Annotated in this window: 23 protein-coding genes; 11 read left to right on the forward strand and 12 right to left on the reverse strand. The window is 68.7% G+C overall.

What is annotated here, in order from left to right:
• Window positions 1-3: 3 nt before the first annotated feature.
• A complete protein-coding gene (locus tag DMB37_RS19565) occupies window positions 4-1,167 on the reverse strand; it encodes a glycoside hydrolase family 3 N-terminal domain-containing protein (protein WP_135233960.1) in 1,164 nt (387 codons plus the stop codon).
• A gap of 98 nt (window positions 1,168-1,265) precedes the next feature.
• On the opposite strand from DMB37_RS19565, the gene DMB37_RS19570 reads away from it, so the two are divergent.
• The 6 genes from DMB37_RS19570 to DMB37_RS19595 all read left to right on the forward strand — a co-directional run bounded on the left by DMB37_RS19570 (window position 1,266) and on the right by DMB37_RS19595 (window position 8,426).
• Window positions 1,266-1,754, forward strand: a complete 489-nt coding sequence (locus DMB37_RS19570) for a universal stress protein (protein WP_107653285.1) — start codon at window positions 1,266-1,268, stop codon at window positions 1,752-1,754.
• Window positions 1,755-1,895: 141 nt separating this feature from the next.
• Complete coding sequence (locus DMB37_RS19575; protein WP_135233961.1) at window positions 1,896-2,990, forward strand: isochorismate synthase MenF; 1,095 nt, start codon at window positions 1,896-1,898, stop codon at window positions 2,988-2,990.
• A 163-nt stretch (window positions 2,991-3,153) separates the two neighbouring features.
• Window positions 3,154-3,324, forward strand: a complete 171-nt coding sequence (locus tag DMB37_RS19580) for a DUF2613 domain-containing protein (RefSeq protein ID WP_083894819.1) — start codon at window positions 3,154-3,156, stop codon at window positions 3,322-3,324.
• A gap of 94 nt (window positions 3,325-3,418) precedes the next feature.
• Window positions 3,419-6,505 (forward strand): alpha-(1->3)-arabinofuranosyltransferase, encoded by a 3,087-nt coding sequence (locus DMB37_RS19585; RefSeq protein WP_135233962.1) that lies wholly within the window; start codon window positions 3,419-3,421, stop codon window positions 6,503-6,505.
• On the forward strand, window positions 6,472-7,911 hold the full coding sequence (locus DMB37_RS19590; protein ID WP_135233963.1) for a hypothetical protein: 1,440 nt from the start codon (window positions 6,472-6,474) through the stop codon (window positions 7,909-7,911). Before DMB37_RS19585 ends, DMB37_RS19590 begins: the two co-directional genes overlap by 34 nt.
• A gap of 95 nt (window positions 7,912-8,006) precedes the next feature.
• A complete protein-coding gene (locus tag DMB37_RS19595; protein ID WP_370465416.1) occupies window positions 8,007-8,426 on the forward strand; it encodes a DinB family protein in 420 nt (139 codons plus the stop codon).
• A 13-nt stretch (window positions 8,427-8,439) separates the two neighbouring features.
• Here DMB37_RS19595 and DMB37_RS19600 read toward each other — a convergent pair whose 3' ends face one another.
• Window positions 8,440-9,648 carry an acyltransferase gene (locus DMB37_RS19600; RefSeq protein WP_135233964.1) on the reverse strand — a complete coding sequence of 403 codons (1,209 nt, stop codon included), beginning with the start codon at window positions 9,646-9,648 and terminating at the stop codon, window positions 8,440-8,442.
• A 202-nt stretch (window positions 9,649-9,850) separates the two neighbouring features.
• Here DMB37_RS19600 and DMB37_RS19605 point away from each other — a divergent pair, with 202 nt between their 5' ends.
• A complete protein-coding gene (locus tag DMB37_RS19605) occupies window positions 9,851-11,002 on the forward strand; it encodes a DUF3068 domain-containing protein (protein WP_135233965.1) in 1,152 nt (383 codons plus the stop codon).
• A gap of 55 nt (window positions 11,003-11,057) precedes the next feature.
• Here the strand turns inward: DMB37_RS19605 and DMB37_RS19610 are convergent, their stop codons facing one another.
• Both DMB37_RS19610 and DMB37_RS19615 read right to left on the reverse strand, forming a co-directional pair.
• A complete protein-coding gene (locus tag DMB37_RS19610; RefSeq protein ID WP_135233966.1) occupies window positions 11,058-12,299 on the reverse strand; it encodes a polysaccharide biosynthesis protein in 1,242 nt (413 codons plus the stop codon).
• A gap of 53 nt (window positions 12,300-12,352) precedes the next feature.
• On the reverse strand, window positions 12,353-12,658 hold the full coding sequence (locus tag DMB37_RS19615) for a hypothetical protein (protein WP_135233967.1): 306 nt from the start codon (window positions 12,656-12,658) through the stop codon (window positions 12,353-12,355).
• Window positions 12,659-12,669: 11 nt separating this feature from the next.
• Here DMB37_RS19615 and DMB37_RS19620 point away from each other — a divergent pair, with 11 nt between their 5' ends.
• On the forward strand, window positions 12,670-14,706 hold the full coding sequence (locus DMB37_RS19620; RefSeq protein WP_370465388.1) for a hypothetical protein: 2,037 nt from the start codon (window positions 12,670-12,672) through the stop codon (window positions 14,704-14,706).
• 90 nt (window positions 14,707-14,796) lie between these two features.
• Here DMB37_RS19620 and DMB37_RS19625 read toward each other — a convergent pair whose 3' ends face one another.
• Entirely contained in the window at window positions 14,797-15,969 is a 1,173-nt protein-coding gene (locus DMB37_RS19625) for a glycosyltransferase family 4 protein (RefSeq protein ID WP_135233968.1), read from the reverse strand.
• A 270-nt stretch (window positions 15,970-16,239) separates the two neighbouring features.
• Between DMB37_RS19625 and DMB37_RS19630 the strand changes: the two genes are divergently transcribed.
• On the forward strand, window positions 16,240-17,034 hold the full coding sequence (locus DMB37_RS19630) for a class I SAM-dependent methyltransferase (RefSeq protein WP_135233969.1): 795 nt from the start codon (window positions 16,240-16,242) through the stop codon (window positions 17,032-17,034).
• 2 nt (window positions 17,035-17,036) lie between these two features.
• Here the strand turns inward: DMB37_RS19630 and DMB37_RS19635 are convergent, their stop codons facing one another.
• Window positions 17,037-17,339 (reverse strand): hypothetical protein, encoded by a 303-nt coding sequence (locus DMB37_RS19635; RefSeq protein WP_135233970.1) that lies wholly within the window; start codon window positions 17,337-17,339, stop codon window positions 17,037-17,039.
• Between the two features lie 209 nt (window positions 17,340-17,548).
• Between DMB37_RS19635 and DMB37_RS19640 the strand changes: the two genes are divergently transcribed.
• Entirely contained in the window at window positions 17,549-18,991 is a 1,443-nt protein-coding gene (locus DMB37_RS19640; protein WP_135233971.1) for an aldehyde dehydrogenase, read from the forward strand.
• On the opposite strand, the gene DMB37_RS19645 is transcribed toward DMB37_RS19640, so the two are convergent.
• The gene (locus tag DMB37_RS19645) at window positions 18,992-19,195 is read right to left on the reverse strand and encodes a hypothetical protein (protein WP_107653296.1); all 204 of its coding nucleotides are present in this window, start codon (window positions 19,193-19,195) and stop codon (window positions 18,992-18,994) included.
• Window positions 19,196-19,634: 439 nt separating this feature from the next.
• Window positions 19,635-20,585 (reverse strand): GlxA family transcriptional regulator, encoded by a 951-nt coding sequence (locus DMB37_RS19650; RefSeq protein ID WP_135233972.1) that lies wholly within the window; start codon window positions 20,583-20,585, stop codon window positions 19,635-19,637.
• A gap of 108 nt (window positions 20,586-20,693) precedes the next feature.
• On the opposite strand from DMB37_RS19650, the gene DMB37_RS19655 reads away from it, so the two are divergent.
• Window positions 20,694-21,449, forward strand: a complete 756-nt coding sequence (locus DMB37_RS19655) for a phosphohydrolase (protein ID WP_135233973.1) — start codon at window positions 20,694-20,696, stop codon at window positions 21,447-21,449.
• Between the two features lie 263 nt (window positions 21,450-21,712).
• Here DMB37_RS19655 and DMB37_RS19660 read toward each other — a convergent pair whose 3' ends face one another.
• The 4 genes from DMB37_RS19660 to DMB37_RS19675 form a co-directional block, all read right to left on the reverse strand.
• A complete protein-coding gene (locus DMB37_RS19660) occupies window positions 21,713-22,138 on the reverse strand; it encodes a cytotoxic translational repressor of toxin-antitoxin stability system (protein WP_135233974.1) in 426 nt (141 codons plus the stop codon).
• On the reverse strand, window positions 22,135-22,551 hold the full coding sequence (locus DMB37_RS19665; protein ID WP_135233975.1) for a prevent-host-death protein: 417 nt from the start codon (window positions 22,549-22,551) through the stop codon (window positions 22,135-22,137). Before DMB37_RS19665 ends, DMB37_RS19660 begins: the two co-directional genes overlap by 4 nt.
• Before the next feature lie 155 nt (window positions 22,552-22,706).
• Window positions 22,707-24,539, reverse strand: a complete 1,833-nt coding sequence (locus DMB37_RS19670) for a phosphoenolpyruvate carboxykinase (GTP) (protein WP_135233976.1) — start codon at window positions 24,537-24,539, stop codon at window positions 22,707-22,709.
• 251 nt (window positions 24,540-24,790) lie between these two features.
• Window positions 24,791-26,416 (reverse strand): hypothetical protein, encoded by a 1,626-nt coding sequence (locus tag DMB37_RS19675; RefSeq protein ID WP_240772459.1) that lies wholly within the window; start codon window positions 26,414-26,416, stop codon window positions 24,791-24,793.
• Window positions 26,417-26,428 lie beyond the last annotated feature (12 nt).

Here is a 26,428-nt window from a genome sequence, read left to right on the forward strand (position 1 = left end):
GCCTCAGCAGCGCGGTAGCGCTCCCTTGAACGCCGCCATCCGCAGCACCGACGCGTCCACCTGCGCGGCGGGCAAGCGACCCGTGGACACCGCCTGCTCGAGCTGATCGAGCACGCTGGGCACCGCGTCGGTGGTGATCCAGAGCGCGTTGTCCGCCCCGGCGACCAGCGCGGCCTCCACCGCGTCCGCGATGGACAGCCGATTGGTGATCGCGGCCATGCCGCCCAGATCATCGGTGAAGATCGGCCCCTGGAACGGGGCGGCGCCGTAACCGCGCCCCTCCCGCAGCAAGGTCATCACCTGCGGGCTGATGCTCGCGGGCACGTCGGGGGTGGTGAGGCCGGGGACATCGAGGTGACCGACCATCACGCCCGCGCCGGACCCGATCAGCGCGCGGAACGGGACGAGATCGACGGTCTGCATGCTCTCCAGCGGTGGTGTGCGGACCGCGCCGCGGTGCGAATCGCCCGAGCCGGACCCGTGGCCGGGAAAGTGCTTGAGCACGGTGCCGACGCCGACCTCACGCATGGCGCGGATATAGGCGTCGGCGTAGCGGGTGACCACGGCGGGATCGTCGGAGAAGGAGCGGTCGCCGATGACGGAATCGGCGGGCTGGGCGCTCACATCGACATCGGGGGCGAAGTTCACCGTCACACCGAGGTCCTTCAGCGCGCGGCCCCTGGTCAGGGTGGCGTCGTGGAACTGTTCGGCGGTCATCGCGTCGACGGTGGCCCTGGCCGAGGGCGCGGCGCCGATCAGGTTCTTCACCCGGGAGACGCGGCCGCCTTCTTCGTCGATGGTCACCATGAGCGGCACCTTGGCCGACTGCTTGATCTGCTCGAGCCTGCCGTCGCTCAGCAGCGTGAGATCGGTCCAGCCGCCGACGAAGATCCCGCCGACCTGTTCGGTGCCCACCACATTCGCGGCGTCGTCGGCGCCGGTGACGCCGACGGTCAGCAGCTGCGCCAGCTTCTGCCGCAGCGTGAATTGCCCGAGATATCCGGCCGTGCAATCCGGCTTCGCGGATGTTGTTGCCTGCGTGGACGATTCGGACGTCGAATCGGGCGCCGCCGCTTGCGACGGCGCCGGGTCGGCGCCACCGCCGGACGAGCAGGCGGTCGCGACGGCGGCCAGCACGGCGAGCACGAGCAGGGGCGTCTTCCGCATGGAAGTAAACCGTACTGATCCCGCGCGCCAGCAAGTAGGCCGGGCTCGGCCAGGGTAGCCTTGTTCAATAGCCGTGAGTCTCCCACCAGGAGGTCATCGTGCCCTGCGACTTGATGCTCATTGCCTACGATGGGTCCGAGAACGCCAAGCGGGCCATCGAATACGCCGGGCGGTTCCTCAGTGCGAACAGAGCGATCGTGCTCACCGCATGGGAGCCGATGGTGCGCCAAGCCGCCCGCCTGTCCGGGTTGTCCGGGGTGATGCAGCCGGAATGGGTGCCCGACGACGAGATCGAGGACGTCGCCTACGTCGACGCCCGCACCATCAACACCGAGGGTGTCCGGCTGGCCAAACTCGCCGGGCTCAACGCCGAGGCGCGCACCGCCGAATGCACGACGACCATCTGGAACGCCATCGTCGAATGCGCCGACGACCTGGACGTCGACATCATCGTCGCGGGCACCCGGGGTGCCACCGGCATTCGCGCCCTGATGCACAGCAGCGTTGCCGACGCGGTCCTCAAGCACTGTCACCGCCCGGTCCTGATGGTCCCGCCAGGCAAGGAGCCCGCCGCCAAAACCGGGTAAGTGCGGGTGCGACCGCGCGTTGTTGCTTCGAGGTGAGCGAGCGAGGCGAAGACACAGCCGCGGAGCACGGCCGAGGTCGCTTCGTGAGGGCGCTCACGGCGCGGGTTTCGGGGGTGGGGGCGGAGTTAAGGTCGAGGGACTATGGATGGATTCCTGCTTGCTCAGCCGGATGGGGTCGTCCGGACGTCCGGGAGCCGGGTCGCCTTCGACGAGGCGGAGCCCGCGATCGCCGCGCTGCGGGACGGCACCGCTGAACTGATCGTCGGTGCGTTGCCGTTCGATCCGCGCAGGCCTGCCGCGCTCACGGTGCCCGAACACGCGCGGCACACCGCGGGACCGTGGCGACCCGCTGCCCTTCCCGACCTGCCCGCCGTCCAGTTCGTGACCGAAATCCCCAGCGCCGCTGAACATATCGCGCGTGTGACGAAACTCGTTGAGCAGCTGAACGATCCGGCGCAACCACTGCGCAAGGTGGTCGCCGCCCGGTCGGTGATGGCCGAGGCGGCCGCGGCGTTGGACCCCCAGCTTGTGGCCGCGCACTTGCTGACCAGGCATCCACACGCCAATGTGTTCGCCGTCGACCTGTCCCCCGCCGGGCGGACGGGTGCGACGCTGGTCGGTGCCACGCCCGAGGTGCTGATCGCCCGGCACGGTGAAACGGTCACGCTGCGGCCATTGGCCGGCACCATGCCCCGGCTCGCCGACCCGGGTGCCGATGCCGTCCAGGCGCGAGAGCTGCTGTCCAGCACCAAGAATCGCGCCGAGCATGCCTTCGTCATCGAATGGATCCGGGAGAAACTCGGCCCGGTCTGCGCCGAACTGTCCATCCCCGACGGTCCGGAACTGATCAGCACGCCCGAGGTCTGGCACCTCGCCACCCCCATCACCGGGCGGCTGCGCGACCCGGCGACCACCGCGCTCGAGCTGGCGCTGCTGCTGCATCCCACGCCCGCCGTCTGCGGCACCCCGACCGACCTCGCGCTCGACACGATCGCCGACCTGGAGGAGGACCGAGGTTTCTACGGTGGCGCGGTCGGCTGGTGCGACGCGCGCGGTGACGGCTCGTGGGTGGTCGCCATCCGCTGCGCGGAACTGTCGGCCGACGAACGCACCGTGCACGCCTACGCGGGCGGCGGCATCGTCGCGGCCTCGGACCCGAAAGCCGAACTCGACGAAACCACGGCCAAGCTCCGCACGTTGCTCGGTGGACTGCACTGCGCCATCCCCGCACACTGATCCGGCGCGCTCGACCGGACCGTTGATAGCACCGGGAATCCCCGGTGATCGCCGCCGCAACCGGACTGCCGACCGACAATCGGCGGGCTGAACGCACCGGATACGGTTGCGGGCTGCTAGGTTGACCGGGAATGTGCCTGCATCGATGTATTGGAGTGCCGCAATGAAGTTTGCTGTTCCTGGTGTTGCGAGTGCTGTCGGCGGCGCCGTACTCGGCGTGATCGCGGTGCTCCTCGTCACGGTGGCGGTGCAGCAGAACTCGCGTCCCGACATCGACCGCTCCGGCGACAAGGACTCCTCGTTGCTGAACAACGTCGAGTACGGCAGTCGCTGAGCCGCTGACCCCCGCTTCACCCACCGACTCGCTCGGACCGGCGGCGCGGCGGCACAACACCGCGCCGCTCGGTAGACGCTGGTTCGCCGGGACGGTGCTCGCGGCGTTCCTGCTGACCTTCCTGCAGGCGCCGGGACGCACGGTCGCCGACACCAAATACGACCTGGCGCAGAACCCGCTTGGCTTCCTCGAACGCGCCAGCCACCTGTGGAGCAGCCAGGCCCCAATGGGTCAGGTGCAGAACCAGGCTTACGGCTACTTCTTCCCGCACGGCGCGTTCTTCTCGCTCGGCCATGTGCTCGGCCTGCCCGCCTGGGCCACCCAGCGCATCTGGTGGGCACTGCTGCTGATCGCCGGTTTCTGGGGCATCATCCGGCTCTGCGAGACCCGCGGCATCGGCACCCGCGGCTCCCGCATCATCGCCGCGACCGCGTTCGCGCTGTCCCCACGGGTGCTCACCACGCTCGGCTCCATCTCGTCGGAGACGCTGCCGATGATGCTGGCACCGTGGGTGTTGCTGGCGCCCGCGGCGCTGGGCATCCGCTATCGGAATCGACGACGCACGGTCGATCCAGGTGGTGCGCGGCAGTCCTCGGACGCGATTCACCGAGGCCCGCACGCGGCAGATTCCGATTCGTCGCGCGGTGACGACCCTGCGCGGGCCGAGACCGACGCGGACGCCGATCGGCCGGCGGACCGCAGGCGGCGCGGTGGTGCCGAATCGGCGGCCGGAAGCGCGCTGGCACTCGCGCTGATGGGATCGGTCAATGCCGTCGCCACGGTCGCGGCGTTCCTGCCCGCGCTGCTGTGGTGGGCGTCGTATCGGCCGAACAAGCAGTGGTGGCGATTCACCAGGGCCTGGGTGCCGCTGCTGGTGCTCGCCACGTTCTGGTGGGCGGTGCCGCTGCTGTTGCTCGGCAAGGTGAGCCCGCCGTTCCTGGACTACATCGAGTCCTCCGGTGTGACAACGCAATGGGCCTCGCTCGCCGAGGTGCTGCGCGGCACGGACAGTTGGACGCCGTTCGTCTCGCCCGAGCGCATCGCGGGCGCGGTGCTGGTCACCCAGCCCGCCGCGGTGCTCGCCACCGGGCTGCTGGCGGCGGCGGGCATGGCCGGACTGGCGATGCGGTCCATGCCGTACCGCGGTCGGCTGACACTGATCCTGTGCGTCGGGCTGGTCGGCATCTGCGCAGGCTACGTCGGTGAGCTGGGCGGGCCGTTCGCGGAATCGGTGCGGCTGTTCCTGGATTCCGGTGGGGCGCCGTTACGCAATGTGCACAAGCTGGAACCGCTGATCCGAATCCCGTTGGTGCTCGGCCTCGCCCAGCTGCTGGCCCGGGTGCCACTGCCCGCCTCGGTGCCGATGCCGGTGTGGCGCAGCGCGTTCGCGCATCCGGAGCGCGACCGTGCCGTCGCGGTGGCCGCGCTGATCCTCACCGCCCTGGCCCTGTCCACCTCGCTGGCCTGGACCGGCAAGCTGGCCCCGCGCGGCGCCTACGACAAGGTGCCCGCGTATTGGCAGCAGACGGCGGACTGGCTGCAGGACAACGCTTCCGACACCAGGGCACTGGTCGTGCCCGGCGCCCCCTTCGGTAGTCAGGTCTGGGGACTGACGCGCGACGAACCGTTGCAGGCGTTGGCGAGCACGCCGTGGGCGGTCCGCGACGCCGTGCCGCTGAACCCGCCGGGCACCATCCGCGCGATGGACTCGGTGCAGCGGCTCATCGCCGACGGCAGACCGTCGAACGGACTCGCGGCGACCCTGGCCGGGCAGGGCATCGGGATCCTGGTGTTGCGCAACGATCTCGATGCCGAGACATCGCGCTCGACCCGGCCGATGCTGGCGCACCGGGCGATCGACGGTTCCCCCGGCCTGGCGAAGGTGGCGGAGTTCGGTGCGCCGATCGAATCCGCGGTCATCGCCGAGGATCTGGTCGCGGATGGTGATCTGCGGCCTGCCTACCCGGCGGTCGAGATCTACCGGGTGCAGACACCAACGCCGGGTACATCTGCCGAGGTGCGCAACGGAACCGGTGCGCCGCCGTCGTTCCCCGGCGCGTACACGGTGCCGCTCGACGCGGTACCCGTGGTGCAGGGCGGCCCGGAAGTGCTCGAACGCCTGTACCGCGACCCGGGCAGCAGCGAGACACCCGCCCTGCTCGCCGCCGACGCGAGGCGCGCCGGACTGCCGATCGGACCGTTAACCGTCACCGACACCCCGATGGACCGGGAAGCCGACTTCGGTCGCGTCGACAACCACAATTCCGCCCTTCGCGCGCCTGATGATGCCCGCCGCACCCACAACCTGGTGCCCGACTACCCGGTGCCCGGCACCGACCTGGTGCGCGGGGAATGGACGGGCGCGACGGTCACCGCGTCCAGCTCGGCCGCCGACGCCACCCAGCTCGGCGGTGCCGCACCGGGCAGCTCCACCGCGGCCGTCGTCGACGGTGATCCGGCCACCGCGTGGATCAGCAACGGTTCCGAACACGCGCTCGGACAATGGCTTCGGCTCGATCTGGACCAACCGATCCGGGTCGGTCAACTGAGCTTCAGCACCAGTGCGGCCGCTATCGGCGACCCGGTGAAGTGGGTCGAGGTGCGCACCGCCAACGGCACCGTGGGTACCCGCATTCCCGAACCCGGTACGCCGGTGTCGGTTTCGCTGCCCGCGGGCAAGACGCAGTGGGTCACCATCACTGCCATCCGCACCGAAAACGGCAAGCGCGGTGGGCAGTTCGGCATCAGCGAGATCGCGCTCGACGACTATTCCGTCCGTGACCAACCGGTCCCCGTGGACATCCGGCACCGGACGGTGCTCCCGCCGACACCGGCGGGCGCGCAGATCCAGGCGTGGGATCTCGGGCAGGAATTCCCCGGGCGCAGTGCCTGTTTCGATTCGCCGGACCGAGTGCGCTGCAGCAAGGGCCTCGCGTTGGCACCCGAGGAACCCGGCACCTTCCAGCGCACGCTGTCGGTGCCCGAGCCCATGTCCGTCACGCCGGAGCTGACCGTCCGGACCCGGCAGGGCCCCGCACTGGAGGCGCTGCTCACCGACCATGACCGCCCGGTCGCCAGGGGCAAGGCCGACGTCGGAGACCTGCGCGGCGCCGCGTTCGCCGCGACCGATGGCGATCCGCGCACCAGTTGGACCGCCCCGAGGACTCGGTGCGGGTGCTGACCGGTGCCAAACCCACCCTGACGATCGAGCTGCCTGCCCCCGCGCTGGTGACCGGGCTGGAGCTGACCCCGTCGCTCGGCGGCCTGCCCGCCGCACCCACCTCGGTGGTGGTCAACCTCGGCGACGGCCCCCAAGTACGTGAGCTGGACAAGCGCACCGCAGGCGCGCCTGCCCGAATCTCGCTGCACCCCATCGTGACCGATCGCATCGAACTCAGCATCCGGGACTGGCAGCCTGTCCTGGACAGGACGGCGCTCGGCTTCGCGCTCACGCAGCCTGCGGGACTGGCCGAGGTCTCGGTACTCGGTCCGGACTATCCCGCGCCCGCCGCCCTCGACCGGGAGATCACCGTCCCGTGCGAAATCGGCCCGACCATCAACATCGACGGACAGCTACGGCGCACCACCGTCACCGCGACCGCGGCGGAACTTCGCTCCGGCGCTCCGGTTCCCGCACGCGTCTGCGCGGATGACGCTGCACTGCAGCCCGATCCCGGTGCGCTCGGACTTTCGCAGGGCCGCGCCGACGTCACCGTCGGGCCGACCGACCTGTTCTTCGTCGACCGGCTCCGCCTCGAGCGCACCGGGCTCGCCGCACCGGCCGCGCCCTCGCCCGGCACCCGCGTGCTCGTGCTGCCGCTGAGCACCAACGTCGGCTGGCAGGCAACAACTTCCGACGGAAAGCCCCTCGAGCCCGTGGTGATCGACGGCTGGCAGCAAGCCTGGCTGCTGCCACCCGGCGGCACCGGTCCGGTCACCGTGTCGTTCCCCATCGACCGCTGGTACCGCCTCGGCATCTTCGGCGGTCTCCTGCTGCTAGTGCCGCTGATAGCTTTGGCGATTCCGCGGCGCGCCCGTCCCGCGAAACCGGTTGGCGCCGAGCTGAACATCGCGCCCGAGGCCGTCGGCACGGCACCCGCCAGCGCAGCGCCCACGACGCCCGGCCGCAACACCGCATCGTCGGATGCCGCAGCCATCTCAGGCTCGGCCACCCCCGCCATCGATGCCTCGGCTGTCTCCGGCTCGCGCACCATCAGCCCGGATGCCGTTGCCCACGTGCCGGATTCCACGCCACGAACCTGGGGCGCGCGTTGGCTCGGCGCGCTGGGCCTCGCGGCAGCGGCAACGCTGATCGCCGGTCCGGTCGGAACCCTCGTCACCGCAGCCATTCTCGCCGCCGTCCGGTTCTATCCACAGGTCGCACCCCGGGCGCTCGTAGTAATCGCAGGCGTCGGCACGGCACTGTCCGCAGCAGCCCTGTCGACCGGCCCATGGCGCGCGTCGGGCGGCTACATGGGCGGCTCGCTGTGGGCGCAACTCCCCGCAGTCCTCGCGGTGATCGCGGTCGGTGTCGCCGCACTGCCGCCGCCTCGGCCATTCGGGCTGCGCCGCAACGGACCTCGTTGATAATGTGACGCCGCGTGAGGGAATGTGCCGAATGCGGTTTCGTCTACGATCTGACCCGCGCGACCGAAGTCGCGCCGCTGGCCAGAGAGCACGCCGTGGAGTACGCGGACCTGCTCCTCACCGACTCGCCGAAGCTACGGCGGCGACCCGAACCCGACACCTGGTCGCCGCTCGAGTACGCCTGCCACATGCGTGATGTGCTTCTCGTGCAACGGGAACGCGCGCTGGCCGCCCGGCGCAGCACGACCCCCGACGCCACGCCGATGGGCCGGGACGAGCGCGTCGAGCACGACGGGTACCTCGATCAGAAGCCCTCGGATGTCGGCCGCCAGCTCCGGGACGCGGCGCAACTGTTCGCCAATGTGCTGGAACGACTGAGCGGTGACGACTGGGAGCGGACGCTGATCTACAGCTACCCCGAGCCGCAGGAACGTTCGCTGCGCTGGCTCGCGCTGCACACCCTGCACGAACTCCGGCACCACCTGTTGGACATGCACCGGCAGCTGGATACCTGAGCGCGCCGGGCGATCACGGTGCCGCGAGCCGGTCTTCCTCTTCGACTTCCTTGGCCGGCTTCGCCCGGTCCCGCCTGCGCGCCCACTGCCGCACCGGCTCCTCGATCAGCGCGTAGCTGGCCGCGGCGACGGGCAGGGTCAGCGCGATGGTGAGGATGAGGACGTAGCCGAAGTCGCCGCTGAACGGCAGGATCCCGAACACCGGGAACACCACCCACAGCACCGCGAGATGCCAGAGGAAGATCCCGTAGGACCAGCGCCCGATGGTCGCGGCCACCCGCGATTTCAGCCACCGATGCCCCCGCCGCGGGTCACCGAGCACCAGCGGGGCGAGCAGCGCGAAGCCGATGATCGCGCCCAGCGCCATCTTCGCCGCGTACTGCCACGGCTGGGCGTGGGTCAGTCCGGCGGGACCGCCGATATCGGTGGCCGAGATCAGGAAAGCAATCAGCGCGATGACCCACATCAGCGGTTGATTTCCGGCCAGCTCGCGCCATTTCGATAGCCGTTCGCTACCAAAAGAAAGTTCTGCGAGCACCATTCCCATCGCGAACCACGGCAGATATCCGGGCAGCCAATTGTCGGAATGGATGGCGTCCGGTGTCGGCACCGGAATGAAGTTCCAACTCAACGACACCGCTGCCAGGCCGAGCAGTACCGGCACCCGCCACCGAGCGGCGCTGCCGCGCAACCACATCACCGCGAACGCCAGCAACGGCAGCACCAGATAGAAGGCCACCTCGACCGAGAGGCTCCACATCTGCGTCAGCCCATCGGTCAGCGTCAGCGGCACGAACACCTGCAGCAACGCCAGATTCGACACCCAGACACGCAGCCCCGCCGTGCCCGCCGCACTCGGCAGCAACACCAGAACCGCGCACACCACAACCCAATACGCAGGCAGGATGCGCGCGGCGCGATGCCGCAGGTAGTAGCCGAGCGACGGCGCGCTACCCAGTCCGCGGGCCGCGGCGGCATGCGGGCGCCACAGCAGAAAACCGGAGAGCGCGAAGAACACCGCGACCGCCATGTCGAACCGGCCCCACACCCGCCCGAGCACCGGGGTGCCCGCGGCGCCGGTCTGGAAGGCGACGTGCGTCAGCAGCACACCGAGCGCGGCCAGCCCGCGCATGCCTTCGAGCGCGGGCAGAAAGGCGCGCGCCGGTACCGATTCGGTCGCCGGGGCGACCGGGACGGCGGAAGTGGACAGGGATGCGGTCATCGGACTCCAGTCTGCCTTGCCAATTCTTAGGTGATAACCCCACGTTTCACATTTCGCGCTAAACTCGGGCGATTTCTCGGCCGTTTCCGGCCTCGGCGCCGCATGGTACGTCACCGGACTGTTAGTGTCGGGGCTCACGAGTGCCGCGGGAGGCCCGCCGTACTCGCCGGAACGACCCTGTTCTACGACGAGGAGAGTTTGCATGGCACTGAGTGCCGGAACCAGAAGGACGGTGGCCTGCCTGCTCGTGGGTCTCGGCGCGTTGCTGATTGTCGCCGCGCTGCTGATCCCGACTTACACCGTCGGCAAACTGGCGAAGACTCCTCTCGATCTCGAGATCACCACGATCGCGACCAACGCGCCGGGCGAGGAAAGCCTGGTGCTCGACTCCAAGTCGCTCAGCGCGCCCGAGGGCGCCGCGAAGATCGACACGAACGTGCCGCTGGTCTCGCAGCGCTTCCTCACCGTCGAGGAGCCCTCCGACGCCACCGAGATGACGGTGCAGGCGGGCCAGACGCTGCGGCGCATCGACAAGCAGGGCGACACCGGCCTGCTCACCGCGAGCATCGACCGGGTCACCATCGACCGCAAGACCGGCGAGCCGGTCTCGAAGGAGCCGAACGGCTCCATCGCGGTCAACGTGGACAAGGAGATGAAGTCGGTCGCGGATCCGGTGCAGCACACCGGTTTGCAGTACCGGTTCCCGATCGGCACCGAGCAGAAGACCTACCCGTACTTCGATCTCAACGCGCGCAAGACGTTCGACATCAACTACGTCGGCGAGACCGAGATCAACAGCATGCAGGTCTACCACTTCCAGCAGACCATCCCGGCGACCAACCTGAACGACGTGGTGAAGGCGCCGACCAACCGGCTCACCTTCCCCGCCGCGAAGTGGGGCGTGCCCGGCGACGGCGACGTCACCATGTCGCGCTGGTACACCAACACCCGCGACGTGTGGGTCGAGCCGAAGACCGGCACCGTGATCAAGGGTGGCGAGCAGCTGCACCTGTACTACGGCCGTGACTCCAAGCCCGAGGTCACCGCGCTGAAGTCGCACATCGTGTTCGACGAGAACACCATCGAGTCGCAGATCGCGGTGGCCAAGGAGAACATCGACAAGCTGTCGCTGTACGGGCGGATCATGCCGATCGTGCTCGGCGTGCTCGGTGTGATCGCACTGATCGTCGGCATCATCCTCGGCGTCCGTGGCGGCGGTTCGACACCCGCTCCGGCGCGCGGCGGCGGGCCGCTGAGCCAGGGACGCGGTGGACCGGCGCCGACCGGTGGTGGTTCGCGTCGCGCGGACAACGATCCGCCGACCGAGCAGATCAACGTCACGAAACAACCTTGACGTAACTGAACATTCGGCCCCCGGTCCCAAGGACCGGGGGCCGTTTTGTTTCCTGCTACAGCTGGGGTTCGGGTTCGTGGCGACGTACGCCGCTGTCCCGATCGGCGGTGCGCAGGACGATCACGGCGACCACGAGGGTGGTGGCGGCTGCGACGGAGGCGACCGTGGTGATCAGCGTCGGGATGGAGCGCGCGAACGAAACCATCAGTGCCACTTCGACGGCCAGGCCGAGCCAGGTCAGCGCCGCGAGGGCGGTGCGGTCCACGGCGATCGCCGAGAGCATCGCGCCCTGCAGGACCGCGAGGATGGCGCCGTGCAACGCGAACAGCCACAGCAAGCCTTGGATGGGGGCATAGTCCTGGCCGGCCAGCAGCGGAGCCAGTGGTGCGGCGAGCGCGGCGCCGAGCACCGCCACGATGCCGATACCCGACAAGACCGCGAGCGCCGACCTGATCGCCTGCGCCGAATGCGTGGGCTGCGCCATCCGCGGGTACAGCACGACGCCGACCGCCTGCGGCAACCAGAATGCGATCTTCGCGGCGATGGTGCCGAGTGCGTACCGGCTGGCATCCGCCTCGTCGAGGACCATGCGGACCACGATCAGATCGGTAGACGACAACGCCATCAATGCCGCCTGCACCTGCGCGGCGCGCAGCACCGGCAGCACACCGATGGCCTCGTCCTCGTCGGTTCCGGCACGCGGCCGCGACGGCGGCGACCCGGCGACGAGCCGGGCGAACGCGGCGGCCGCCGCGACACCTACCGCCGCCGCACCCAGCGCCGGCGCGGCACCGCCGCCGACAGCGAGCAGCACCAGCGCGGGCGCCACCCGAAGGATGCCCGCGGCACCGAGCACCACGCCCAAGGCCCGAAACCGCCTGCCACCCTGGAGAACTCCCTGTTCACCGGAGAGCAGCACCAGCGCGGGCGCCGCACCGAGCGCGGCAGCACACGCGGCGACCCCGACGTTCAACGCAGCGGTCACCACCGGCACCAGCACCGCGACCACCACCGCGACGATCACCGCGCACCGCCACTGCAGGCGCCGCAGCGCCGCGACACTCGCCCCGCGCACCAGCTCCCTGGCCACCACGTTCTGCAACGCGAGCGCAGGCACCGCACACAACAACTGCACCGCGAGCAGACTCGCGAACTCGCTGTACCCGGACACCCCGAGCCACCGTCCGGCCAGCAGCTGCAAGAGGTACCCGGCCACGTTGGCCGTCATCGCCCCCGCCGTCACCAACGTCAGATCCGCCACCACAGGAAACCGACGGACAGCAGACACGCCCGCCATCGTCCCACCCGGCCACCGCCGCCGGTATCCCGCCCCGCCGCGGGGCGAACCGGTCAGCGGGACGGTCGGCGCGCGAGCTTCCAGCGGACGTACTCGCCGAGCGGGATATCCGGGTGCTTCCAGAACGCTTTGGGCCGCCGCGCGTGCAGCCGGGTTTCGGCGGCGTCCGATACCTGGGCGTCGACCGGTCCGGTCGCACCGAGCAGATCCTGGTGTGCGCGGTGCCGGTTGGCGCGGTGCACTCTGGCTCGCTTGCGTGGCAGGTTCTTGCGCGACGCCTTGTCGTTCTCGCCGTAGATGTTGCGGCGATCCTTGGCGTAGCTCAGCTGCTTCTTCTCCTGCGGAGACTTCCTGACCACCGAGTCAGGATATGGCCGGCGCGGACGGTTGCCGAATTCTTTTCCGACCGTGGCGGCACCGGGTGCGGGGAGGTCGGACCGTAGGGTGCACAAGCGTGAGTGCGAGCGGTCTCGGGCGACAGAGCCGGTGGGTGACTTGGGCGCCCGCCGGGTACAGCGCGGTGCTCGCGCTGCTCATCGTCGGACCGCTGCTCGGTTCCGGATATTTGTTGCTGCGGGATGCGGTGAGTACACCGCAGTCCTATCCGACGGATTCGGCGCTGGGACTCGGCGATGCCGCGCCGCGTGCGGTGCCGCAGGACGCGTTGCTGGCGTGGCTGTCGCCGGTCATCGATGGTGGGGTGATCGTCAAGGCGATACTGCTCGTCGCGCTGTGGGCGGCGGGTTACGGGGCCGCCGTGCTGGCGCGGGAATTACTGGGCGTGCCGGTCGGCGCACAGCTGGTCGCGACGACGGTGGCGCTGTGGAATCCGTACGTGGCCGAGCGGCTGTTGCAAGGCCACTGGAGTCTGCTCGCCGGGTATGCCGCGCTGCCGTGGGTTGCTTTGGCCGCGTATCGGATTCGCGGCGCGGCACGGCACGGCTCCGTGAGTGCATGGGCGGGTTTGGTGGGAAGCCTTGCCGCAGCAGGACTCACACCGACCGGTGCGCTGCTGGCCGGGATCACCGCGCTGTCGCTGGTCGGACGGCGGCATCTCGCCGCCGTGCTGGCCGTGCTGACTGCGGCGTCCGCACCTTGGCTGGCCGCCACCGCGCTGTCCGGGGCGGGCGGCTCACCCTCCGATCCGGCGGGCATTGCCGCGTTCGCGGCCCGTGCCGAACCTGGCCTCGGCACGCTCGGCAGTCTGGCCGGGCTCGGCGGGATCTGGAACGGTGACGCGGTACCCGATTCCCGCACCACACTTCTCGCGTTGATCGGGACCATACTGCTGCTCGTCATCGTCACGACGGGGGTGCGGTCAGTAGTCACCGACGGCACCGACCCGGACCGGCGATACCTCTGTCGCGCGCTCGTCGTGCTCGCGGCGCTCGCCGTCCTGCTGCCCGCCCTCGGTGCGACACCGTGGGGGATGCAGGTGCTGGAGTGGCTTGTCGCGCACGTGCCCGGTGCGGGTTTGCTGCGGGACACGCAAAAGTACGTGGCGCTGGCGATGCCCGCCTACGCGCTGTGCGCCGCAGCGGGTTGCGGGGTTGTCGCCCAGCGGTTCTCGGCGGGCGGGGCAGCTACACCGATCGATCATCCACAGAGCGCGGAAGTCATCGCACGACAGGGGATCATTCCCGGGCCAGCGACCGGCACGGACGGCACGGACGGCACGGACGGCACGGACGGCACGGACGGCACGGACGGCACGGACGGCACGGACGGCACGGACGGCACGGACGATCGTGCCTTGTCGCTGAGTGTCGCCGCCTCGGTCACAACCTCAGTCGTCACACGTTCGGTCGCAACGATTTTCATCGCGTTACTGGTGCTGCCGCTACTCGATCTCGCGTGGGGTGTCAGCGGTGCGGTGCGCCCGGTGCACTATCCAGCCGGATGGCAGCAGGTTGCCGAAAAGGTGGACGGGCCCGGCGATGTCGCGGTTCTTCCAGGCGGGATGTTCCGCAAGTTCCGGTACAGCGGAAAAGCTCCGGTGCTGGACCCCGCACCACGCATGCTGCCCAACGACGTGCTGCAAACCGGCGAACTCCCGGTGCGCGGCCGTACCGTGTCCGGCGAGGGCGCCCGTGCCCGCGCCGTGGAAGCGCTACTGCTGCACGGCGGTTCGGCCCGAGAGCTGGCAGCGAACGGCATCGGCTGGGTGCTCGTCGAGCACGGCACCCCCGGCCCGCTCGGCGATTCGAAAACAACACTGGCACAGCTGGATCCGGTGTTCAGCGATGCCGACCTCGCGCTGTACCGGGTACCCGGCACCAGCCACCAGCGCACCGGTTCAGCGACGCATCGGACCCTTGTCATTGCGGCGCACGCGGTTTGGGTGATGCTGCTGGTCGGCGGCGCGCTCATCGCAACGGTGGCGCGTCCTGCTCATCGCAAACGCTGATCAAGCCTGCACGTGCCTTTCGGCGATATCCTGCCGTCGAAACGGCGACGGCGCGGCGGACATGGCGGCGGACCGCGAACGCACGGCTGTTCAGTCTTCGGAGCGCGGGGCAATCAATCCAGAGGTGTGCTCCCCACGCGCCACCGCAGCCAGCACGTCGTACACACCGTTTCCGGTTTGCTCCCAAGAGAATTCACGCGCCCGCGAGCGCGCCTTCTCCCCCATGACGGTGCGCGCGGCGTGCTCGTCGAGCAATTCGCCTACCGCGTCGGCCAATTGGGCGACGTCATCGACCAGGACGCCGGTGACGCCGTCGACGATGGAGTCGGTGAGTCCGCGCGAGCTGCGGTAGCCGATGGTCGGCACGCCGTGCTGGGCGGCCTCGATGACCGCGAGCCCCCACCCTTCCTTACGGGAGGGCAGCACGTGCACCCAAGCACGGGAAAGCAGTTCGTGTTTACGGCGCTCGTCCACGTGGCCGTGAAAGGTGACGGCGTCGGCGATGGCGAGGTCGTGTGCGTCGGCCTTCAGGTTGTCCGCCCACCAGCCGTCGCCGATCACGTCGAGGTGCAGGCCGGGGATGCGGGTGCGTAGTCGCGCGACCACGGCGAGCGCGTCCTCGATCTGCTTGTGCGGCACCAGGCGCGACAGCACCACGATCCGCGGGTTCGCGGTGCGGGTTTCGGTGGCGCCGGTCGGCGCGTCGGCGGGCACCGGTTCGGCGCCGTTGCGCACCACCGCGATCCGCGACTGTTCGACGCCGAGGGTGGCCAGTTCTTCGGCCGAGGGCAGCGAGACGGTCAGGTATTGGTTGCGCCGGTGCACCCGCGGTGAGAGCCGCGACTCGATCCACCAGCCGATCCGGCCGACCAGCCGTCCGGCGACGGGCCACTGTTCCCGGTGCCCGTGGTGCACGAGGACCACGGACGGCGCCTTGGTGGCGGCGGTGGCGAAGAACGGGATGCCGTTCTGGGTGTCGATGACCGCGTCGGGCCGCAGTCCGCGCAACGGTCCGAGGCCCAACCGGCCGAGTGCCATGGCGGCCAGTGCCCGTGGATAGACGGAGAAGCGCCCGCCCGCGCGACTGATGTCGATGCCGTCGACGCGCTCGCGTTTCGGCGCCCCCGGGTAGCGGGCGGTGCGCAGGGTGACCTTGACCCCGCGCGCGGCGAGCTGCGCGCCGACCTGTTCGAGGTATCGCTCGCTGCCGCCGCCCTGCGGGTGCCCGGTGTCACGCCAGCACAGCAGGAGGACTTCGCGCACGGTCGAGCTTCTCTCGGTCAGGTGGTCCCGGTCGGGAACATCGGATATCGCGCTACACCCTAACCCGAGCTCCGCGACAGCAGCTGATCACCGAGCGGTCCGCAGGCACATTGCCTGCAAACGTGCCCGCATCGTCCCCGTTACCCCTGGCCCCCGGCCTGAACGGACACTTTCGAGCGCCGCCCCAGCACATCACGCAAGTGGGCGCGAAAAGTGTCCGCCGGGGCCGGTTCGACAGTGGTTCACCCCTGTTATGCGAGACTCGGCGCCGTGTTGAAAGCCGAAAAGACGCCCGCCGACGGTGCGCGAGCGCGCGCTCCCCGGTTCGCGCGCCGGGCGACGTTGCGCCGGTCGTTGCGGTTGCTCGGTAGCTTCCGGTTCGAACAGACCGATCCGGCGGTGTTCTACGGTGGTTTGGCCGAGGACAGCGCGGCGATGCTCGGCGATTTCTACACAGATCTCACGGATGCGGATCTGGCGGGGGCGACGATCCTGGATGTCGGGGGCGGGCCGGGCTATTTCGCCGACGAGTTCGTCAAGACGGGTGCCCGGTATATCCCGGTCGAGCCGGATCCCTCGGAGATGCACGCGGCCGGCTTGTCGGTGGCGGGCGCGGTGCGCGGCTCGGGGATGGCGCTGCCGTTCCGCGACGACGCGGTGGATATCTGTTTCTCGTCGAATGTCGCCGAACATGTAGCCGACCCGTGGCTGATGGCGGACGAGATGGTGCGGGTGACCCGGCCGGGCGGGCTGATCGTGTTGTCGTACACGGTCTGGCACGGCCCGTTCGGCGGCCACGAGACGGGTCCGTGGCATTACCTCGGCGGCGAGTACGCCGCGCGGCGGTATCGCCGCAAGCAAGGCAAGGAACCCAAGAACCGATTCGGCACTTCGCTGTTCGCGGTGCGCGCGTCGGACGGATTGCGTTGGGCGGCAAACACTTCCGCCGACGTACAGACGATCTTTCCGCGATATCACCCGCGCTGGGCGTGGTGGCTGGTCCGTATCCCGATGGTGCGCGAGTTGTTGGTGAGCAATTTGGTCGTGGTAGCAACCAAGAAGTAGCTCTAGTGCTCGAGCCAGCCCCGCCGCCAGCCACGCCTGCCGCACGGCTCGTGCGCGGGCCGCGTCCACGGGGATTCCTGGATGGCCAGCCCCACGGTCTCCAGCGTGGTCAAGCCGACCTGATCAGCTAATGCTCCGACAACGGCGACGGCCTCGGCGGCCTGCATGGCCGCGGTCGCTTGCTCGATGGTCAGCGTCCGGCCCGGTAGGAAGGAGACGACCCATCCTCCCGCACCAACACTCTTCGCTTGATGCTCGGTTTGATCGCTGGTCATCAGCGACCGGTCGACCACTTGCACCGCCATGACTCAGGCTCCCCAATGTGGTATCGGTTCAGGAATCGAGCGAGCTGATCAGTAGCTATCAGCATCCTCTTTCCAGCAACAGAACGCAATAGTGCGTTCTACGAAAAGCGAACCGACGGGTTGGGATTGGTCCTGCTCAGCGAGACTGCGTGGACGCAGAACTGAAACATGTTACAGACAACGCAGTGGCAAAACTGTAACGTGTTCTCATGCATTACGACAGCTTGTTCATCGGCGGCCGCTGGACCGCGCCAGCCACCACCGAGCGCGTTCAGGTCATCTCGCCGGCCACGGTCGAGCCGGTGGGCAGCGTCCCCGCGGTGGCCCGCGCCGACGTCGACGCCGCCGTCGCCGCGGCCCGGCACGCCTTCGATCACGGCCCATGGCCGTCCACCCCGCCCGAAGAGCGGGCCCAGGTGCTCACCCGCGTCGCGCGACTGATCGAGGAACGCTCGGCCGATCTGATGGCCGCGCTCACCGCCGAGATGGGCGCGCCGCAGATGATCGCGATGACGCTCAACCAGATTCCAGCGGTCGCCGCGCTCGACGCCTACGCCGGGCTCGCGAAGTCGTTCCCGTGGACCGAGACCCGCACCGGCATGTTCGGCACCTCGCGCGTCAGCCGGGAGCCGCGCGGTGTCGTCGCGGCCGTCACGGCGTGGAACGTGCCGCTGTTTCTCGCGGCCAACAAACTTGCGCCGTCGTTGCTGGCGGGCTGTACGGTCGTGCTCAAACCCGCACCGCTGACGCCGATCACGGCGAATATGCTGGCCGACATCTTTACCGAGGCGGGTTTGCCCGAGGGCGTGCTCTCAGTGCTGCCCGCCGAGGCCGAGGCGGCCGAGTATCTGGTCTCGCACCCCGGTGTCGACAAGGTCACCTTCACCGGCAGCACGGCGGTGGGCAAGAAGATCGGCGCGATCGCCACCGGTCAGCTCAAGAGCGTCTCGCTCGAGCTCGGCGGCAAGTCCGCGGCAATCCTGTTGCCGGACATGGATATCGCGGGCATCCCGGTGCTCGCCTTCTCCGGTCTGATGAACAGCGGACAGGGTTGCGTCGCGCAGACCCGAATTCTGGCCCCGCGCAGCAGGTATGACGAGATCCTCGAGGCACTGGTCGAGCACGTGAAGACCATGAAGGTCGGCGACCCCAACGATCCGACCGTGCAGCTGGGCCCGCTGATCTCGGAGCGTCAGCGCGAGCGGGTCGAGGGCTACATCGCCAAGGGCAAGGCCGAGGGTGCGCGGCTCGTGCTCGGTGGCGGGCGGCCCGAGGGGCTGGATCGCGGCTGGTTCGTCGAGCCGACCATCTTCGCCGACGTGGACAACAAGTCGACCATCGCCCAGGAGGAGATCTTCGGCCCGGTGCTCTCGGTGATCCCCTACGAGACCGAGGACGAAGCCGTCGCCATCGCCAACGACTCGGTGTACGGCCTGGCCGGATCGGTGTGGACCGCGGACGTCGAGCACGGTGCCGAGCTCGCCGCGCGGGTGCGCACCGGGACGTTCGCGATCAACTGGTACGCGTTCGATCCGAGCGCACCGTTCGGCGGCTACAAAGCCTCCGGGCTCGGGCGCGAGAACGGCCCGGAGGGTCTGGACGCATTCTGCGAACAGAAGTCGCTGCTCATGCCCATGGGCTGGACGGGCTGATCAGTCGGTCGGCATGACCACCCGCAGGACGGGCTCGCTGTGGCGGCCCGTGAGGCTCGGCGCGTCGACGATCTCGACGCGCCAGCCCGGGGGCAGGACCGCCTGCAAACGCCCGGCAGCGCGGCGTAGCGGCGTGCTAGCGGTCGCCAGTTCGAAGCCGGCAACCAAGGGGGCGATGGACGCCCCGGTCTCCAGATCGGTCATGCTCCAACCACCTCTCGCGCGTCGATCCCATCGTTCGCCGCGAGCATCGCGGAAAACCGATGTCGATAGGGAAGTAGTTCAGTCGATCAGTTAACAGTTAGCAATCGGACTGGTAGGTTATGAGACCAAGAACACGGCAAGCATAAGCCACTTGTGCGCAAACTTCGCACACCGGGCAACTACCCCATATCGAGCTGCCGCAAACGTTGGGTGCTCGTGACCTGTGCGCACCGACCATTACCAATAGCACCACAACTTCGGGTCCCTGCGGCGGGAAACACGCCATACCGACGACTGATGATCCGTCATGCTGACGGCGGTGGGCCACTGCCGCAGTTGCGACAGGTTGCGCGGCGGCATGATTCACGGCGCTCGTCGTGAAAACTACTGTGCCGCCACGTCGCCTGGCGTTTCCATCTCGGGGTGGCGCACCAACCGATCACTGTCGTAATGACCGACGGTAATCCGCCGGGGTCGTGCCGGTCGCCGCCCGGAGATGGGTGCGCAGGGCGGTCACACTGCCGAAGCCGGACTGTGCGGCGACCACTTCGACTGGCAGGTCGGTGGTTTCGAGCAGTTCGCGAGCCCGCACGGTGTGTTGTACGTCGAGCCAGCGCCGCGGCGTGGTGCCGACCTCCGCTTTGAAGCGACGGATGAAGGTGCGCTCGCTCATCAGCGCGTGCGCGGCCAACGCCGAAACATCCGGCGCCGCAGCCGGGTTCCGCGCCGCCCAAGCCATTGTCGCAGCCAGGCCGCCGTGGAAACCGTTGTCCGCCAGGGCGTCCGGGATGTATTGCGCCTGGCCGCCCGCGCGATGCGGTGGCGTCACATTCCACCGTGCCAACTCCGCCGCCGGGCTCGCGCCGAGTTCCCGGCGCGCGATGTGCAGGCACAAATCCAGTCCTGCCGACAGGCCTGCGGAGGTGAGCACGTCGCCGTCGTCCACATACAGCGCGGCCGGATCCAGCTTGACGGCGGGAAAAAGATCGGCGAATTCGTCGCAGTAAGCCCAGTGTGTCGTGGCGGGTCGGCCGTCCAGCAGCCCTGCCCGCGCGAGCACGAAAGCGCCGACGCAGATGCTCACCATGGTCGCGCCCCGCGCCGCCGCGGCACGCAGTGCCGCGAGCGCCTCCTCCGGCGGCGGCAGCGTGGGCAGTCCAATCCCCGGCACCACCACGATGTCGGCGGTCGCCAACGCCTCCAGCCCATGCTCGACGCGCAGATCGAACCCGTTCGGCGTCCACACCGGACCGGGCCGCAACCCACAGGTCTCCATCCGGAACCCCGCCGGCTCGCCGAACTTCCCTGGTCCGTGCCGGAAAACCTGTACGGCGCACGCGAGGTCGTAGGTCATGACACCGTCCAAGACGAGCGCGACGACCTGTTTCACCCGGCCAGTTTGGCATAAATCCGAGCATTAGTGTCATCCCTGCCACTCGCCATGCCCTGCTCACCCACGCTTCACTGAATTCGACTCACGAGCGAGAGGGGAACCCGGATGGCCACGCCGACCAGCATCGATGGGGAATGGGCTACTCGAACAGGTGGTGCGTTGTCCGGCAAACAACGCAGACAACTCATGGCCACCGTCACCCGAGCACTGCCTGCCCTCCTCGCCGACCGTGCCCGCCTCGCCCTCGGCCGTCGCGGCGCGGGTCGCCTCGACTTCGGCGGCCTCCACCTCCCCGATTCGGCTCTCGCCCGTGCCGCGGAAGCCGAAGCGCACGAATCGCTCTCTCCGCATGTGCTCGGCCATTCCTACCGCACCTACTACTTCGGCCGAGTCCTCGCCGACCTCGACGGCGCCCGCTACGACGACGAGTTGGTCTACGTCTCCTGCCTTCTGCACGACCTCCAACTCGAACACCCCACGCCCAACCGCTGTTTCGCCGTCACCGGCGCCGAACGCGCCGTCGCCTTCGCCGCCGAGGCCGGCGCCACCCCCGCCCAACTCCACGCCATCGGCACCGCCATCGCCACCCATATCACCCCCGGCGACGGCAAAAACCTGAGCGACCCAGGAAGATTCATCTACGCAGGCGCCTCCGTAGACGTAATCGGCAGCCGCCTGGCCGACCTCGACCCCGCCTGGGTCGACGAACTCCTGCACCGCCACCCCCGCCACAACTTCAGCAAGCACATGGTCACCGCCCTCACCAACGAAGCCGCGGCAATGCCGCACGGCCGCACCCACTGGCTCAACACCCGCACCGCCCTACGCCAACTCACCCGCTACTCCCCCTTCCCCGAATAACCCTCCCCTGCAAAAGAATCCCCACCCATCCAGACAAACGACGAGTGGCACATGGTGTCGGCAAACGCCGAGGAGCCCTCTCCACCATGTGCCACTCGACACCTATTCAGTACCCAAGTTTGTCGCAAGCACACACTGGCCGATTCCCTGTTCGGTGCGCGGTCAATTACCAACAGACCGTAATCCGCACCACGCGAATATGTTTCGGCTATTCGGCGGGCGAACCTCCGAGTAGTGAGTTTCCAAACGGATCCGGACGAGGATCAGGTGCCTTCGGTCCAGAACCGTTGCAGGCAGGCGACCGCCTCGGCCTTGGTCATCGCCGCAATCTCGCTATCCGTCAGCCCCGCACGGCTGATGAGCAGATGCACCAGATCAGCGGGCAGCGATTCCCTCGGCGCCTCGGGAACGCCGCGTTCGGGCAGCGTGCCGTCCAGCACGCACTGCCAGAATGACTCCTCGCCTACTGCCAACTGGTCGCGCAGGATATGTGCCCACAAAGTGGCACCGTAGGTGGTTCGATTCACCGGATGCGAGATTCGGGTTCGCAGAATCCGGCCGTCGAGTAGCCCGAATTCATACGTGACATGGTGAGTTCCGGTCCGGCCGCGAGCATCTCGAACCCGCGCCCAGCCCTCGACCTTGCAGAACTGCTCATGCCGTTCGCGGGTCGGCTGCGGCCACGTCATCTGGTCACTCCGACCAGCCAATCACGAAGCTGGACATCATCACTGAGGGCAATCAGCTGCACCAAGCCCCAGTTTTCCCGGTGGTTGGGCGCGTTCCGGAGCCTGCTCTGCCAGTCGTCAGCGTATTCCCGCAGCGCGACGATCATCTCGTCGACAGCCTCGTCGAACGTGGCGCCGTCAGCGGCGATGGGCAAGCCCGGCAGGAACACCGACCACCCACCGTCTTCGGCCACCACCTCGGCCGTGGCCGGACACAGCTTGGCGAGTGCGTAGCGCAGCCGCTCCGCATCTACGACAGCGGCGTACTCCGCATCACGACGGACGGTCGCCACCCGCCCCTGGCCGGCGGCATCCAGCAAATCCTTCAAATGTGCGCGGGCTTCGGTGTAGCTGTCGTAGTGGATCGCAGACATCGGGCACCTTTCAATCGGTACCACCATGGTCGCCGACCCACATGAGTACGTCAAGTACTTGAAGTACTTGGATAGCGATGGTCGCTGCTGACGCAACGCTGTGAAACGAAACCGCCCGCACCATCGAAATGGTGCGGGCGGTTGGCGTTGGGGGATCAGCCGAGGCGTTCCTTCAATGCCTCGAACTCGTCGCGAACTCCGGAGGGGAGCTTGTCGCCGACGAATTCGAACCATTCCTCGATGAGCGGGATTTCTTTGCGCCACTCGTCGGCGTCGACCTTGAGGGCCTCGTCGACGTCGTCGGGGTCGACCTTCAGGCCGTCGAGGTCGAGGTGGGCGGCGACGGGGACGTGGCCGATGGCGGTGGCCTCGGCTTCGGCCGTGCCGTCGACGCGGCCGACGATCCACTCCAGCACGCGAGAGTTCTCGCCGAAGCCGGGCCACAGGAAGCGGCCGTCGGCGCCGCGACGGAACCAGTTGACGTAGAAGATCTTCGGCAGCTTGTTCGCGTCGGCGTTCTTGCCGAGGTTGATCCAGTGGTTCAGGTAGTCACCGACGTGGTAGCCCATGAACGGGATCATCGCCATCGGATCGCGGCGGACGGTGCCGACCTTGCCCTCGGCCGCGGCGGTCTGCTCCGACGACAGGGTGGCGCCCATGAAAACGCCGTGCTGCCAGTCGAAGGACTCGGTGACCAGCGGGACCGTGGTCTTGCGCCGGCCGCCGAACAGGATCGCCGAGATCGGCACGCCCTGCGGGTCGTCCCACTCGGGCGCCAGGATCGGGCACTGCGACATCGGCGTGCAGTAGCGCGAGTTCGGGTGGGCGGCAAGAGTTTCGGTCTCCCGGAGGTACCAGTCGTTGCCCTTCCAGTCGATCAGGTGATCGGGCTCGCCCTCCAGACCTTCCCACCACACGTCGTTGTTGTCGGTCAGCGCGACGTTGGTGTAGACGGTGTTACCCGCCTCCATGGTGGCCATGGCGTTCGGGTTGGAGCTGCGGTTGGTGCCCGGCGCGACGCCGAAGAAGCCGTACTCCGGGTTCACCGCGTAGAGGCGGCCGTCCTTGCCGAAGCGCATCCAGGCGATGTCGTCGCCGAGGGTTTCGGCGCGCCAGCCGGGCACGGTGGGCTGGATCATTGCGAGGTTGGTCTTGCCGCAGGCGCTCGGGAAGGCGGCGGCGATGTAGTAGGCCTTGTTCTCCGGGGAGATCAGCTTGAGGATCAGCATGTGCTCGGCCAGCCAGCCCTCGTCGTGCGCCATCGCCGAGGCGATGCGCAGCGAGTAGCACTTCTTGCCGAGCAGCGCGTTGCCGCCGTAGCCGGAGCCGTAGCTCCAGATCTCGCGATCCTCCGGGAAGTGGGTGATGTATTTGGTGTCGTTGCACGGCCACGGCACGTCGGCCTGGCCCTCGGCCAGCGGAGCGCCGACGGAGTGCAGCGCCTTCACGAACGGACGGTCGGTGCCGAGCTTCTCCAGCGCGGCCTTGCCCATCCTGGTCATCACGCGCATCGAGACGACGACGTATTCGGAGTCGGTGATCTCCACACCCAGCTTGGGGTCCTCGGCACCGAGCGGGCCCATGCAGAACGGCACCACATATAGGGTGCGGCCCTTCATCGAGCCGCGGTACAGCTCGGTCATGGTGGCGCGCATCTCGGCGGGGTCGACCCAGTTGTTGGTCGGTCCGGCGTCGGCTTCGCTCTTGGAACAGATGTAGGTGCGCGACTCGACCCGCGCCACGTCCGACGGATCGGAGAGCGCGAGGAAGGAATTCGGCTTCTTCTTCGGATCGAGCTGCTTGAAGGTGCCCGCCTCGACGAGCTGAGTGGTCAAACGATCCCATTCTTCGTCGGAACCGTCGGCCCAGACCACTCGCTCTGGCTGAGTGAGTTCTGCGACTTCCTGTACCCAGGCGAGTAGTTCGCTGTGCTCGGTCGGCGGCTTGCCGTCGGATCCACGAAGACCAGGAATGGTCGCTGAGGTCATGAAAACTCTCCTGAGATGGGCGGTCCCTACGATGCATCGCCGCCTGGCCACAAAGGCCCTGTTGACCAGCGCGAATACACCGAGCGCCACCATTGGCGGGAAGGCACCCGCTACGACCAGTCGAAAGCGCGCCCCGGCTGGACGGCGGACGAGGACTTAGCGGACGCCCAAGTTCCTGATTAGAGGTTAACGCGATGTGACGACGGGAACGGAATCGGGTTCGTCACTATGTACCCATTCTTAAGAGTTAATCAACCCGCCGCGATCCAACGATCGAGGATCGCGATATCGCGTTCGCACGCCGCGAGTTGGCCGGGTTGTTCGGCAACCATGCGCCGTAAACGCGCTTCTAGTTCGGCGACGCGCCGATCGGTCTCCACCATCCGGGTGGCGCTCAGCTGCACCACCCGGTCGGCCAGCACCGTCTCGGTTTCCACGAGCGCGGTCGCTATCCGCTGCTCGAGCTGGGCTTTTACATTGATGAGCGCGTCGGAGACCCACTGCCGGACGTGCGCGCGGTCGGCCAGCTGCCCGCGCGCCCGCACCACCCAGCCCGCCACGCCGGCACCGAGCAGCAGGGTCACCGGCACGCTCGCGAAATCCAGCGCCGGGACCAGCGAAAGTGGCGAAACCAACAACCTGCCGAGGCCGACACCCGCCGACGCGCCGAGCGCGATCACGAGGTGATCTTCGACACCACGGTGCCGCGGATCGGGGTCTGGGCCGACCCGCGGCGCGGGGTCGCGACGACGCGACGGCATGGTCTGCGCAGGCGCGGCACCGAGCAGTCCCGGCCCGACGCTGCTGTCGATGTGCGCGGTGAGTTCGGCGAGGCGCTGGTCGATGGCGAGGTCCAGCGCGCCGGTCAATTCGGTGGTGGCGTGCTGCAACCGCTCGGGGTAGCCGCCGAGCTCGCTGCGGCGCATGCGGTCGAGGTCGGCGCGGGTCGCGGTGTGCAGCGCCCGGATCCGGGCACCCACCTCCGTCATCAGGTCGACCCGAGCCAGGTGCAGTTGGCCGCGCAGCGTGGACATGGCGGTGGCCCGGCCGCCGTCGCGGCCGGCGAGCATGATCGCCCGCTCCTCGCGCAGCCTGGCCGCCTCGGCGCCGGACTGTAGCGCCGTCACCTGCTCGACGACCCGCTGCCTGGTATCGGCGAGCACGCGTGCGGTCACCGCCGCGAGCCGACCGCCACCCTCGGCTTCCGCGCCGGTCGCCGCCGCGGCCAAGGCCGCGTGCAGGGCGCCGAGGCCGGACCGATCCAGCAGCCCCGCGTCGCCCGCGGTGCGCGCCGCCGCCGCGAGCCGCGCGGAGACCGGCACAATGTCCAGGTCGGCGACCCCCTGCGCGGCCAGCAGTTCCAGATCGCGCGCCCGGACCGAGCGCCAATCCTGGTAGGCGTGAATGGCGTTCATGGCGAGCAGGATTCGCGTGCCGTCCGAGCGGAGGCGGTGCACGATGCGCAGGATGTCGGCACCCAGGGTGGTCCCGGCGTCCAGCAGGATCAACGCGACCGGCGACGGCGCGGTCCCCGACGGTGAGGTGGTCTCCACCGCCGTGCTCGCGTCGGTCACCGGGTCGGTCAGTTCGATGCGCGGCTCGAACCGAGCCAGTTCGGTGCGGAGCAGCGTGGTGTTGGCGTCGGCAGGCCCGATCAAAGTCACGGCACCCGCCGCACCGGTTCCGCGCACCGCGCGCAGTAGCGCAATGCCCTGCGGATTCCACCGCGCAACAACAGCTTCCACCTCCGCCGGTGGGCCGGGCGGTCGCTCGGCCGCAGCAGGCCGCGCGGCGGCGACAGCCGATGCGGGTGCGTCGGCAGGCAAGTCGAGCGGTCGATCACCACCGTCCGGCACGGTGGACGGACGCGTGGGCACGGCGGGCCGCTC

Source organism: Nocardia sp. CS682 (genome assembly GCF_004634405.1).
Lineage (GTDB): Bacteria > Actinomycetota > Actinomycetes > Mycobacteriales > Mycobacteriaceae > Nocardia > Nocardia ninae.